Here is a 13,616-nt window from a genome sequence, read left to right as displayed (position 1 = left end):
TTCTAATCTTAAGTCACAACTAGGATAGTTATTGCGACTCATGATACTATTGCAACGTTTAACAAGCCAGTATCCTGTAAATGATGTTACCTACTTCGCTCTATATTCATATTCCATGGTGTGTTCGTAAATGTCCTTATTGTGATTTTAATTCCCATAAAAGTCCGGAAATTTTACCTGAAAAAAATTATATTAATGCATTAATCGCTGATTTAAAAAATGACTTAACTCTCTTCCCTAAACGAGAAATAATTTCTATTTTTATTGGTGGCGGTACACCTAGTCTATTTTCCGCAGACTCTTATCAGGAATTATTTGAACAACTGCAATTATACTTATCCTTTGCCCCAGATATTGAAATTACTTTGGAAGCAAATCCAGGAACAGTAGAACAAAAACGATTTCAAGCTTATAGACAGATAGGCATCAATCGCTTATCACTTGGGATTCAAAGTTTTAATCCCAATCATTTACGCACCCTTGGGCGAATCCATAATGATAAACAAGGCCACCTTGCCATTGAAGCGGCAAGACTTGCAGGATTTGAAAACATCAATATTGATTTAATGTATGGTTTGCCAAATCAAACGGTAGAGCAAGGACTTAATGATTTGCAGCAAGCTTTTAATTATCAACCAGAGCACCTTTCTTGGTATCAGTTGACTATAGAGCCTAATACTGTTTTTTATAAAAAACAGCCTAATTTACCTAACGAAGAGATTAATGAGGAATTAGAACAAACAGGATTTCAGCTACTTAATGAGCAAGGTTTAATCCGTTATGAAATATCTGCTTTTAGCAGAAATAACAAAATGGCACGCCATAATCTTAATTATTGGCTATTTGGCGACTATTATGGGATTGGCGCTGGCGCACATGGCAAATTGACCCTTAATTTAGAGTCCACTGTATATCGTACACAGAAATATCGCCAACCTAAAGATTATCTAGATTCTGATAAAGTATTCCTAGCAGGTAAAGAAAAAGTCATGCCAGATACATTGTTATTTGAATTTATGTTAAATGCCACTCGCTTACAACAGCCTATTCCTAATAATCTTCTCACTGAGAGAACAGGCCTTCCTTTTAGCGCTCTAGTAGCCAAATTACAAGAAGCTCAAGACAAAGGTTTAATTATATTAAAAGATCATTATTGGCAAGTAAGTGAGCTAGGTCGACGTTACACCAATAATCTACAAGCATTTTTTTTACCAACTTAAGCTTATAAATTAACGTGAGTTCGCTATAAAAGGGGCGAAGTCTCTTTTGTGGTGCTAAACGAACGTTATCCCGTAAAATGCGTAGCATTTGTGCGGGATCCAAAGCAAAAATAAATAAATTCGACATAAAAGACATTCTTTTATGTCGAATTTAGGTTAGCTTACTTATCTTACTTCACAAATAAGCAACTTTCACAGATAATAACACCCTTCTTTCGTTTGAGCTTAAAAGATTATTTTTTCTTGCAGCGTTTATAGATTAACTTGTTAGAATAAGACCTATTAAATCAAATGATCATTGCTTGGAGGCATGATGCTAAGCTTTTTATTTTTTATAATCTTTGTAATTTTTGGCTATATTTGTGGTTCTCTTTGCTCAGCTATTATTGTGAGTCGGATTTTCTCTCTTCCTGATCCTCGGTTAGAAGGCTCTTTAAATCCTGGAGCGACCAATGTTTTGCGTCTTGCTGGTAAAAAATATGCAGCCTTGGTATTAGTCGGTGATATGCTTAAAGGATTTATTCCTGTTATTTTAGCTAGATCTTTAGGTCTAGGCCCTATAATAACAAGCTTTACTTGCCTTGCCGTAGTGTTAGGACATATGTACCCTGTATTTTTTAAATTTCAAGGTGGAAAAGGTGTGGCTACCGCATTAGGTGGATTATTAGGGTTAAGTTTTGTTACCGGTATTGCAACCATCGTAATTTGGCTTATTGTTGCTAATTTCACAGGTTACGCTTCTTTAGCTTCAATTATTGCACTTATATTTGCGCCACTTTACAGTATTTTAGGCTTTGGTAGTGTTGACGTTTTTCTGCCATTATTTTTTATGACTCTTTTTATTTTATATAAGCATCGTAATAACATTAATCGTTTAATTGATAGAGAAGAACCTAAATTAAACTTTTCTCAATACCGCTTTAGTGATGTTACTGATGATATTGTCATTGATGAGCAAGTTAATCAGGCTTTTGAGGAAGAAGAAAAAATAGCAGATACAGTTGCAAAAGATGTATCTGCTACTGAGACAACAGAAGAACCCATCTATGCAACCGCAGATCAGCAAGAGGATATAGCGTCAGAGCCCCCAAGTGCTGCTGAGCAACCGATTATCACTGATCCTACTACGCCTGAAACAGTAGAAACCCCGAAAAAAAAGAGGAAAAAGAGTGATAATCAACCGTCTTAGCTACTTGTAAAGTTTTTAAGAATCTGTCTACAAAGTCTACTTGGCATTGTTGCGTAGATAATGAATGTCTTTCCCGCGCAGGCGGGAATCTATCTACAAATTAACTTCAGTGCTAATTGATGAATAGATCCCCGCCTGCGCGGGGATGACATAGGATTACTTTTGGTTATAATTAACTCTAAAACTTATCCACGCAACAATGCCAGTCTACTTTGAAGACAAGTTCTAGGTTAGTGGCCAACGTGCTTGTACATTGATTGCTAAACTTAAATCGCGTTTACCCTGCTCTAAATGTAAGCTACCAGCGAAGGCAACCATTGCACCATTATCTGTGCAATACTCAATGCGAGGAAAAAAAACTTCTCCTTCATTATCTTTCATCAACGTTGTTAGTGCTGTACGCAACGTACGATTTGCACCAACTCCTCCAGCTACTACTAATTGCTGCAAATTTGTTTGTTTAACGGCTCGACTACATTTAATAATTAAAGTATCTACAATAGCCTGTTGGAAAGCAAAGGCTATTGCTGCTCGTGCTTGCTCGTCTTGCTTGCTTTTTCGCCAAACGGTTAAAGCATGTGTTTTTAAGCCACTAAAACTAAAATCAAGACCTGGCCTGTCTGTCATCGGTCGCGGAAATGACGGAAAATCAGGTGTTAATTCTTTGAGAGCAAAATCATCAGCTAGACTTGCAAGTAGGGCACCACCTGGATAAGGAATACCCATCAGCTTAGCTATTTTATCGAATGCCTCGCCCACAGCGTCATCTAAAGTATCACCTAATAATTGATAATTACCTAAGCTTTTTGCTTCAATTAATTGCGTATGGCCACCGGAAACGAGTAATACTAAAAAGGGGAAATGTAATGCATTTGTTTCTAATAAAGCTGCTAATAAATGAGCTTCTAAATGATGAACCGCAATAGCAGGTATACTTAGACTAAATGCCAAGCTTTTAGCAAAGCATGCTCCTACTAACAGCGCCCCTACTAACCCTGGACCTGCCGTATAAGCAATAGCATCTAAATCACTTTTCTTTAAATTTGCTTCTGCTAATGCCTGGTTAATTAAGGGAATAAGCCACTTAATATGATCACGTGATGCCAATTCAGGTACAACACCGCCGTATTGCTGATGCATTTTAATTTGCGAGTATAAGGCATGGGCAACTAATCCTTTTTCTGAATCATAAATAGCAATACCTGTTTCATCACAGGATGATTCAATTCCTAATACTCGCATTTCTACCTCTACTAATAACTAATTAAATACGCTATAATGATCGATACTTTATCTGCTAAGCTTATAATTTTAATCTTTCATTGATTATATTGCTAAAATTTAAGCTTAAATTTGCAAAAAGCACTCGCAATCTAACAATAACTTGACGAGTTTAACAAGTGGCACTAGAATTGCCAGCTTATTGTGTTTAATTATACCAGAGGACTAATTAATGCCCACCGTTCGTGTGAAAGAAGGTGAAAATCCAGAATACGCATTGCGTCGTTTTAAACGCTCTTGCGAAAAAGCAGGAATTTTGACTGAATTACGTCGTCGTGAATTTTATGAAAAACCCACTGCTGAGCGTAAACGTAAACAAGCAGCAGCTGTTAAACGTCATTTAAAGAAAATAGCACGTGACGTGTCTAATCAACGTAATGCTAAGCGCAGACGAAAATAATATGTCGATTAAAGATCGCATTAATAATGACCTCAAAGAAGCCATGCGTGCTAAAGATCAGAAACTGGTTGGTACGCTACGCTTAATTACAGCTGCAATTAAACAAGTTGAAGTCGATGAGCGCATCCATGTTACCGATGATCGTATGCTTGTCATCTTAGATAAACTTGCTAAGCAGCGAAAAGAATCGATTTCTCAATTTAATAGTGCAGGTCGTGAAGATTTAGTCGCTCAAGAGCAATATGAGCTCGGCGTTATCTCTAAATACTTGCCTGAACCCTTATCGGAGGCAGAAATTAATTCTTTGATTGATGAGGCCATTGCCAAACATGATGCAAAACATATTAGCGATATGGGCAGAGTGATGAATTCACTTAAGCCATCTCTTCAGGGCCGTGCTGATATGAGTAAAGTGAGCGCCCTAATAAAGGCTAGGTTGAGCTAACCATTTTATGTCCGGCTTAATACCGCGACCTTTTCTTGATGAATTACTTCATCGTACTGATTTAGTAGAATTAATTGATAGCTATGTCCCTTTAAAAAAAAGGGGTAATAGCTATACTGCTTGTTGCCCATTTCACAACGAAAAAACGCCTTCATTTAATGTTGTCGCTAAGAAACAGTTTTACCATTGCTTTGGTTGTGGTGCGAGTGGAAATGCAATTAGTTTTGTGATGAGTTATTTAAGCCAGGGTTTTATTGACGCTGTTGAAACGTTGGCTTCACGATTAGGCATGCAGATTCCACGTGAACAAAACCAAGAAAAAATCCAGCAGTCTTTAAGTCTATATCAACTTTTAGCTAAAGTTAATCAATACTATCAAAAATCATTAAAAAGCGCGCCTAATGAAGTTATTAATTACTTACGCAGCCGCGGCTTGACAGGCGAGATGGCCAAACATTTTCAACTAGGTTATGCCCTTTCAGGCTGGCATACACTAGAAAACGAATTTAAAGATTACAAAGCTGATTTGATTACCACGGGAATGCTAGTTAAAAAAGATGATGGCAAAACTTATGATCGCTACCGACATCGCATTATGTTTCCTATTCACGATAGAAACGGACGAATCATTGGTTTTGGCGGCAGAGCAATCGATAAAGAACAAAAACCTAAATATTTAAACTCACCTGAAACCATTATTTTTCAAAAAAATCGTGAATTATATGGCTTGCACCAAGTTTTACAGCAAAAAGCGACTATAAGTACTATTTTAATAGTTGAAGGTTATTTAGATGTTATTGCACTGGCTCAATTCGGTATTATCAATGCTGTTGCAGCCTTAGGAACAGCAGCAAGTAGCTATCATATTCAATTATTAAGTAAACATACTAAACAAGTAATATTCTGTTTTGATGGTGATGAAGCTGGCAGGCAAGCTGCCTGGCGGGCATTAGAAAATAGCTTACCTTTTCTAGATAATAATCTTGACGCGCGCTTCGTTTTTCTACCAGAAGGCCATGATCCAGATAGCTTAGTACGCACTGAGGGTAAAGAGAAATTCTTAGAGCATCTAGGCCATGCCATTCCCCTTAGCCAATATTTTTTTGATACGTTAGCTCAAAAAATTGATATGCAAAGTGTGGCTGGCAGAAGCCAATTAATTAGTGAAGCTAAGCCCTTTTTATCAGTTATACCAGAAAGTACTTACAAACAATTACTATTAGATGAGCTCGCTTTGCGTACTCGGATAGAGAATCATCGCTTAAGCCAACTATTAACAAGTGAATCAATACCTTCACCTAAGCTTAATACACCTGTTCATCGCTCACCACTGCGCCTAGCAATCGCCCTATTATTACAGCATCCAGAAATTTATTCTGCTTGCAAGGATTCTATTAACTTAGCAACGCTAGACACAGGCGAGCAGCAATTACTGCAACAATTAATTAAGCAAATTGCTGCTAATCCTAATACAAATACTGCTACACTAATTGAACAATGGCGTAATACATCTTTTTTCGATTCATTTAATAAATTAGCAAGTTGGGAACTTGAAATAGCAGAAAATGCACTTATTACTGAATTTGTTGATATACTTAACTTTATGCAAAAACAAAATTTAGAGCATAAAATTAATGAATATATTGCAAAATCTAGAAAACAAGGCTTAACTGAAACAGAAAGATTACTCTTGCAAAAGTTGTTACAACAACGGCATCAAACAGCAACTGATAAAAAATAATACAATTTTTTACTGGCAAGTTTGAAGCTGCAGGTTTATAATCAAAAACTTTTTTTATATTTAATTACTCATCTGACCGATATTGCCTATGACTACAAACGAACAAGAGCAACAACGCTCCCAAATCACTAAAGTGATTAGTTTGGGTAGAGAACAAAACTACTTAACTTATGCCCAAATTAATGACCTATTACCTAATATTGTTGATACTGAGCATTTTGATGTCATCATTAGCATGCTAGAAGGCATGAATATTAAAGTATTTGAAACGCCTCCCAGCGATGATGAATTAGCTCTTTTAGGTAACACGGAAGAAGTACCTGAAGATGTTGAAGAAGCAGCAGCTGTTCTCGCTTCTGTCGATAAAGAAACAGGCCGCACGACCGATCCTGTTCGTATGTACATGCGCGAAATGGGCACCGTCGAGTTATTAACTCGTGAAGGTGAAATCCGAATTGCTAAGCGAATTGAAGAGGGAATTTATCAAGTCCTTAAGTCACTCGCTCACTACCCTGAAACCGTCCAATTAGTCTTAGATGATTATGACAGTGTATTGCGTGAAGAAATGCGCTTGAGTGAAATTATCAGTGGTTTTTCAGATAGCGATGAAGAAGCGCCTGCTTCAAGCATTGGTTCTATGCTAGATGAGGTCCAAGCTGAAAATGATTTGCTCGATGAAGTTGCCTTAGAGGAGGTCGATGAAGATGAGGATGGCGAAGGTGGCAGCATTACAGATGCAGATGATGGCCCTAATCCTGAGCAAGCAAAAATTTATTTTGATGAATTACGTGAAGCTTATGATAAAGCTATGCTTGCTTTACGAGCGAAAGGACGTCATGATCCGGAGACGGTGGATTTGCTTGAAGCAATGTCTGAATCCTTCCTAAAGCTTAAATTAACCTCACGACAAGTCGATAAGCTAACTCGACATTTTCGCCAACTGCGGAATCATATTCGTGAGTTTGAGCGTAATATCATGCGCCTGTGTATTGAACGTGCACGCATTCCACGCAAACTCTTTATCGATACATTCCCAGGTCAAGAAACTGATCCAAAATGGCTTGATACAATCATTGCTAAACATGGCAAAAAATTAGATTTAACCCGGATTGAAGAATATCAAGATGAGATAAAGCATATCCAAGCAAAACTTGCTTCATTTGAAGAAGAATTTGGTCTAACTATTAGCGAAATCAAAGACATTAACAAGAAAATGTCTATTGGCGAAGCAAAAGCCAGACGTGCTAAGAAAGAAATGGTCGAAGCGAATTTAAGACTTGTCATTTCTATTGCTAAAAAATACACCAACCGAGGCTTACAATTCTTAGATCTCATTCAAGAAGGTAATATTGGCTTAATGAAGGCGGTCGATAAATTTGAATATCGTCGTGGGTATAAATTCTCAACCTATGCAACATGGTGGATTCGCCAAGCCATTACCCGTTCGATTGCAGACCAAGCGCGCACTATTCGAATTCCTGTGCATATGATAGAAACGATTAATAAACTTAATCGAATCTCTCGTCAAATTCTGCAAGAAACAGGTAGAGAAGCCACACCTGAAGAATTAGCTGAAAAAATGGATTTAAGCGAAGATAAAATTCGCAAAGTCCTAAAAATTGCTAAAGAGCCAATCTCTATGGAAACACCGGTAGGTGATGATGACGATTCTCATTTAGGTGACTTTATTGAAGACAATAATATTGACTCACCCATTGATATGGCAACAGCAGAAGGGCTTCGAGAAGCAACCCTAGAAATCTTAGAAACACTTACCCCTCGCGAAGCAAAAGTCTTGCGCATGCGTTTTGGTATAGAGATGAATACCGATCACACGCTTGAAGAAGTGGGTAAACAATTTGATGTAACTCGTGAACGGATTCGTCAAATTGAGGCAAAAGCTTTAAGAAAACTACGCCATCCTTCTCGCTCAGAGAAGCTTCGTAGCTTCTTAGAAGGAGACGATGATTAATCATCGCCCTACGCTGGTTAGGCTTAAAAGAACTTACAAAAAGGCTAACCAGCGTATACTTTTTTTAACAATTTAATATAAAATTATTATGGTTTTCTTTTAAATTTAAGATTACAATACACCTTCCTCCGGGCCCATAGCTCAGTTGGTCAGAGCAGCGGACTCATAATCCGTTGGTCCTAGGTTCAAGTCCTAGTGGGCCCACCAATAAAATCAAGTAGTTACGTGAGATTCAGAAAAATTCAAAAAAGTCATGTAGACGCAATGTAGACAGATTAATTGCACCTTCATTTTATCTCTCTTAAAAGAAAAACTATAATAAAAGAAAATGCACTTTTTTTGTACAATAAAACAGGGAGGTATATATGAATCAGTTAAAATGTTTGGAAGGTGAAATTCAATTTATTCACAAAAACTCTAAAGGAAATATAACTGGAATCGAAATACTCGGGAAAGATGGAAAACGATACTACTCACATGTAGGAGATTTTAAAGAAGTTGAAGATGTAATTTACAAAATTAGAGATGAAATACAAGCAAATATTAAAAAGGGCTCAAAAGTTTCTTTCTCTCCATTTATCGATAAAAGAGATGGTAGAGCTACGTCAGTTCAAATCATATAATTATAACGTAGGTCACCTAACTTACTCTTAAATGATAGACATCTTGATAGTATTATTTTGTTCTAATTTCTGGTTTTGTATTAAGTATATCCCTGATCTCAAAAAAAGCTCTAACACATCGATTTAAAGTGCTGATTGAATAATCATTTTCATATTCACTTGATGTTATGTCCATTAAGTGAATGTTACTTCTTAACGTCCATACATAATTAAGATCCTCCATTAATTTTTTACTTATAATCCCCTTTTTATAAAGAAACTCATTTCTTTTGCTGAAACACTTACCACATTTACCTTTTAAATAATTTTTAGTGCAGCTTTCAATAACTGCCCCTATTAGAACAATATATAATTTGATAAGCATAGATTTTGCCGTACCTGCTATATCAGTTCTTATTAACAACCATCTTATGCTATCTGACAGTTGGATTGTGTAAGCTATATTGCTTTTTAAATGTGATTCTGAAATAAAATTAAACTCATTTCTTATATTATTGCAGGTTCGTAAAAAGCCTCTTGGAAATTTGATTTTTGCCTCCGAAATTTGCTCTTTCCTACAATAGTTTTGTATATCTTGTAAAATTTCACTTACTTTTTCTACAGATTTAATTAATTCACTTTGATTACTAATTTCCATATTACCTTCCTTATTTAAACTGGCTTACATGTGGGAAAATTTAGCCTTCTAATTATAAAAGTTATTAGATCTTTTGTGGGAGGTAAAAAATTCGAGGGACAAAGGGGGCTTGTGGGCAACCCGCACCAGCATTGAGTTATAGCGCCCCTCAACCTATTTTGTACTGTGGGACGCGAGGGACATCTAATTATATCAATAGCTTCTGTCTAGAAATCGTTCCTGTTGTTTATTGCTAAGTTCCTTTATTTTTACCAATAATTGTAGCAATTTGACTTGCATCTGCTAAACGAACGTCTTATTAGTTAACAATCTTTGTGATAGTACCTGCATTTGCTTATCGGCTCTTTCAACGAGAATCACGTAGGCAAGTACCAAACCGATGACTGCTAACAGCTAAAGCACTATGACCTTTAGCACAGGTATGAATTGAAACACGGGCAAAAAGAATCGCCATGAAACCACTAAAATAAAAATTCTCTATCGTTGCTTTTAGCGAGTGTAGCCTGGGTGAAACGAAGTGAAACCCGGGTTTCGAACCTGCGGATTTGCACGCAGGCTACACTTGCCTACCTATGCTCTGCTTATATGATTTAATTTAAAATAATTAAACCAATACTGATTAATAAAATGAGAATGATAACTAGTATTTTGTGTTTATGTGCCATTAGAAAATATCTCCTGCACAAATAAAATGTTGAAATTTGATTACATGATAAAATCATAGCTTAATTTAAATTTTACGAGTATAAGTTATGACCTTTTTCTCAAATTAGCCAAGCCTTGATGCAGCAAGTGTAATTAAGGTTATCTATTGCCCTTCTAATAGAAATATAAGGTGAATTTGGACTCACTTAATCCTCCAATTGACTGAAAAAATGCTACGTTTATTGACACCTTATCAAAAACTATAGGGACAAAGGGGACTTGTGGGAAACCCGTACCAGCATTGAGTTATAGCGCCCCTCGCCCTATTTTGTACTGTGGGGCTCGAGGGACACTTAATCAGATCAACTGCTTCTATCTAGAAATCTTTCCTGTCGCTTATTGCCAATTTCTTTTATTTTTACTAACAATTGCGGCAATTAGCTTTGAGCCTACTCAGCGAATATTTATTCGTTAACAATCTTTGTGATAGTGCCTGAATTTGCTTATCGGCTCTTTCAGTGAGACTTATGTAAACAAGTACCAGAACGATGACTACTAGCAGCTATCACACTATGACCTTTAGCTCGAGTGTGAATTGAAACACGGGCAAAAGCAATCGCCATAAAATTACCAAAATAAAAGTGCTTCATCGTTGCTTTTGAAGAAAAAATTCCTATCCGTGCGGAATTTTTTTGTAAGTCTTGGGCCAAGATTAGCAAACATTCGAATGAATGTATATTGCGCCCTTACGTTTCACTTAGGGATAACGTCTACTTAAATCATTTATATAACTTACTTATTAAGTTTCTTTTAACCGTAGTATAAATTGACGCTAAATTACTATTCCTTCATTTTTTCTCTGTCGAATCTACAAAATTGACATAACATGCTATCTTCTTCATATGATATTAAAAGACTTTCCTCATCGACTTCTCCAGTGCCATTACACGTATCATGATCTTCCCATCCCATAACACCCTCACAGGCTGGGTAAAATAATGGCTCAATTTTATCTTCGAAAACTTTAATTTGTTTATCAGAAAGATTATTAGTAGATTTTTCAGAAATAAGCTGTTTTGTAATACCTTCCGCAGCATCATGATCTGTAAAATGTTCGATTTTAATAAAATATTCTAAAAGCTCTATTTGTCTGGCTGATAGGTTCATAATTCTGTCCTTAGAAAAATAATTACTAATTTATAATAAAAATTATATTTTCTATTTTAGAAGTAAACTGATGATTAATTGTTCTATTCCTAAAACAGGAATAGAACAATTAATCTCCCTACATTAAAATTATAGCTTTTATTCACTCCATATTTTGTCGGTAAACACATACAACCTCGGCGTACCCACACCTCTAGTCCTTGGCTTATGCGACGCCTTACCATCCGGCGCAGGCTTCAACCAACCAGCATTGAGTAGCACGCGAGTAACCATTCTTGGTTCAAATCCTTTGCATAGCTCATTTCTATAGACTTCTGGCAGAACCATGAAAATGCGATACCCTTCATCATTAGTACGATAAAATCCAGCACGATTTAATATACGTTCATTATTTGGCGCACGAACATTATCAAATCGACTTGGTCCGTAGGATTCAAAAAAAGCACGTACTTGTGCTAATATAGCTCGGTCTTCACGGTTTCCGTGTATGCCAAAATCCTCTAGCCAGGATTGAAAGCATTTTTGAGCTGCGCGACATGATTCACCGCTTTGCCAGCCAGTTAAACCAAATTGGCTGGCTAGCTCACCTGCTGCAGCGACTAGTGCAAACCGTCTTGCTACACGTATCATTTGGCCGGTGGCTTCTGGGGTAATCACTTTATCTACGAATTGCTTAGTCATGTTAGTTATTGCTGAAGTAATGGTTAGTCGGTTAGCTACAATACTCTGTAACCAAGCCATACCTACAGCACCATAATATTGGTTAGCAAATTCTTTAAGATTTAAAGCCATGGTTGCAGGGGTTAGTTGATTATGAAGTGTTTCAAACAATCCCATACCCGCACCTGCATCAGATTCAATATCAGCAAGTCTTATCTCTTGACCAGCATTAGCTCGCAACCCTGCTTTGGCCATAAGAGCGGTTAATGATTCTTCACCAGCTGAGAGAACAAATAAAGACCATGAGGAAGATTGCTTAACCGTTCCAGCTCGAGAAGCACGCGTTTTTCCTTGACCATTAGCAAGAAGATAAGCTGCCTCCCCTGCTTCTTTCGGATCAACTTGGCTTAACTCATCAAGAATAAGTAAGCCATCGTTATGTAGCGCTGCTAAGCCTTCTAACCCATTCGATGTGCTGCGCCATAATCGGCAGTAGGATTTAGGATTTCCCCAAACAGAAGCGGCTACTTTTAGCGCGGTACTCTTACCAGATGACGATGCACCGCGCAAATGAAAGCCGCCAGAATCTTCCCCTACAAGCTTTGCCAAAGCAGGAGCAAATGCAGTAGCTATAGCAAAAACTAGTCGTGAATTACCAGATGCGAGCTTGCCAATAGAGTTACGCCAATCCTCTACTGTTCCTGACACTGACAAAGCGGGCTCTATTGCATGTGTGTTTTGAAAAACCACCTTCTCACCCGTGTTACCGATTGTTTCATTAGCCGTTACAAAAATATCTTCATACCAACCTAGTTTATCAACGCAGCGTGCGCGCGCATCCACTGGAAAGATTTGTAAATAAGAGGTCAGTAACTCTCTTGCTGATTTACTAGGTGATATGGCTACACCTAGTCTAGCTAACTCACGCCGAACATCTGAAACATCACCCTGCAACATTGCTAAAGGCATAGCCCATTGATGAATAATGCCATCTTCATCTTGCCATTGGAGCAAACGACCCCATTCACCGCTTTTAGCATCACGCGTCTTTGCTACGATGTACAAAGGTGAGCAAAGCCAGCGTGGCGGCAGTTGATTGCCATCCTTATCGCTACTTGTGAAAAATACACCTTTATCGGTTAACTTAAAGTAACCTCCGGCATAGCCGCAAACGATAGAACGATATTTTGCAGCGTTTATTAATGTAATATTATTCTTTGACATAAAGCATTCTCCAATCAGCATTTATGGAAAACCAAGCTCGACACCGGGTAAATTCCATAAATGCAAAAACAACAATAAAAATGATTTGTTAACCTAGGCGGATAATTGCCCTTGATGGGTGGTTGAACAATAAACTCTTTGTTGTTGGAGAAACTCAAGCACATCGCTTTTGCGATATAAGATTCTGCCACCAATTTTTAAGTATGGCACGCCACTGCCTGCCCAGCGATTACGCTCAAGCAATTGCGTAGAACAGCTCAATACCGCAGCAATGGTTTGTTGATTAAATAAGGCAGAAAGGGGTGCAGATTCAAATTCGTTTAAAAGATCTAGGCGTGATAGTTTTTGTAAAGACATAAAAAGGAACCTCGTCAATTGATTTCATTTCAGCATAATGCCGACCAGTCGCATC

12 protein-coding genes and 1 tRNA gene are annotated in these 13,616 nt (G+C 37.4%); 8 read left to right on the top strand and 5 right to left on the bottom strand.

The annotated features are described in order from the left end of the window. The first annotated feature begins 83 nt into the window (after nucleotides 1–83). Both hemW and plsY read left to right on the top strand, forming a co-directional pair. Complete coding sequence (gene hemW, locus ACQUW5_RS02955; protein ID WP_444990020.1) at nucleotides 84–1,220, top strand: radical SAM family heme chaperone HemW; 1,137 nt, start codon at nucleotides 84–86, stop codon at nucleotides 1,218–1,220. Nucleotides 1,221–1,530: 310 nt separating this feature from the next. Then, nucleotides 1,531–2,409 (top strand): glycerol-3-phosphate 1-O-acyltransferase PlsY, encoded by an 879-nt coding sequence (gene plsY, locus ACQUW5_RS02950; RefSeq protein ID WP_444989720.1) that lies wholly within the window; start codon nucleotides 1,531–1,533, stop codon nucleotides 2,407–2,409. A 225-nt stretch (nucleotides 2,410–2,634) separates the two neighbouring features. On the opposite strand, the gene tsaD is transcribed toward plsY, so the two are convergent. After that, entirely contained in the window at nucleotides 2,635–3,651 is a 1,017-nt protein-coding gene (gene tsaD, locus ACQUW5_RS02945) for a tRNA (adenosine(37)-N6)-threonylcarbamoyltransferase complex transferase subunit TsaD (RefSeq protein ID WP_444989719.1), read from the bottom strand. Nucleotides 3,652–3,862: 211 nt separating this feature from the next. Between tsaD and rpsU the strand changes: the two genes are divergently transcribed. The 6 genes from rpsU to ACQUW5_RS02915 all read left to right on the top strand — a co-directional run bounded on the left by rpsU (nucleotide 3,863) and on the right by ACQUW5_RS02915 (nucleotide 8,871). Continuing rightward, on the top strand, nucleotides 3,863–4,090 hold the full coding sequence (gene rpsU / locus ACQUW5_RS02940) for a 30S ribosomal protein S21 (protein WP_115330206.1): 228 nt from the start codon (nucleotides 3,863–3,865) through the stop codon (nucleotides 4,088–4,090). 1 nt (nucleotide 4,091) lies between these two features. Further along, on the top strand, nucleotides 4,092–4,535 hold the full coding sequence (locus tag ACQUW5_RS02935) for a GatB/YqeY domain-containing protein (protein ID WP_444989718.1): 444 nt from the start codon (nucleotides 4,092–4,094) through the stop codon (nucleotides 4,533–4,535). A 7-nt stretch (nucleotides 4,536–4,542) separates the two neighbouring features. Beyond that, nucleotides 4,543–6,276 carry a DNA primase gene (dnaG, locus tag ACQUW5_RS02930; RefSeq protein ID WP_444989717.1) on the top strand — a complete coding sequence of 578 codons (1,734 nt, stop codon included), beginning with the start codon at nucleotides 4,543–4,545 and terminating at the stop codon, nucleotides 6,274–6,276. A gap of 88 nt (nucleotides 6,277–6,364) precedes the next feature. After that, nucleotides 6,365–8,248 carry an RNA polymerase sigma factor RpoD gene (rpoD, locus tag ACQUW5_RS02925; protein ID WP_444989716.1) on the top strand — a complete coding sequence of 628 codons (1,884 nt, stop codon included), beginning with the start codon at nucleotides 6,365–6,367 and terminating at the stop codon, nucleotides 8,246–8,248. A gap of 130 nt (nucleotides 8,249–8,378) precedes the next feature. Then, a tRNA-Ile gene (locus ACQUW5_RS02920) sits at nucleotides 8,379–8,455 on the top strand. 158 nt (nucleotides 8,456–8,613) lie between these two features. Continuing rightward, nucleotides 8,614–8,871 (top strand): hypothetical protein, encoded by a 258-nt coding sequence (locus tag ACQUW5_RS02915; protein ID WP_444989715.1) that lies wholly within the window; start codon nucleotides 8,614–8,616, stop codon nucleotides 8,869–8,871. A gap of 52 nt (nucleotides 8,872–8,923) precedes the next feature. Here the strand turns inward: ACQUW5_RS02915 and ACQUW5_RS02910 are convergent, their stop codons facing one another. From ACQUW5_RS02910 to ACQUW5_RS02895, 4 genes are all read right to left on the bottom strand, one after another. Further along, a complete protein-coding gene (locus ACQUW5_RS02910) occupies nucleotides 8,924–9,508 on the bottom strand; it encodes a hypothetical protein (RefSeq protein WP_444989714.1) in 585 nt (194 codons plus the stop codon). A 1,485-nt stretch (nucleotides 9,509–10,993) separates the two neighbouring features. Beyond that, nucleotides 10,994–11,320: a hypothetical protein gene (locus tag ACQUW5_RS02905; RefSeq protein ID WP_444989713.1), complete on the bottom strand. Its 327-nt coding sequence runs from the start codon at nucleotides 11,318–11,320 to the stop codon at nucleotides 10,994–10,996. Nucleotides 11,321–11,458: 138 nt separating this feature from the next. Further along, nucleotides 11,459–13,204, bottom strand: coding sequence for a DUF927 domain-containing protein (locus ACQUW5_RS02900; RefSeq protein ID WP_444989712.1), 1,746 nt, complete (start codon nucleotides 13,202–13,204; stop codon nucleotides 11,459–11,461). A 93-nt stretch (nucleotides 13,205–13,297) separates the two neighbouring features. Continuing rightward, complete coding sequence (locus ACQUW5_RS02895) at nucleotides 13,298–13,561, bottom strand: helix-turn-helix domain-containing protein (protein WP_444989711.1); 264 nt, start codon at nucleotides 13,559–13,561, stop codon at nucleotides 13,298–13,300. Nucleotides 13,562–13,616 lie beyond the last annotated feature (55 nt).

This window comes from Legionella pelazae (assembly GCF_052527395.1).
The sequence above is the reverse complement of the archived record's forward strand: the minus strand, read 5'-3'. Positions and strand labels throughout refer to the sequence as shown.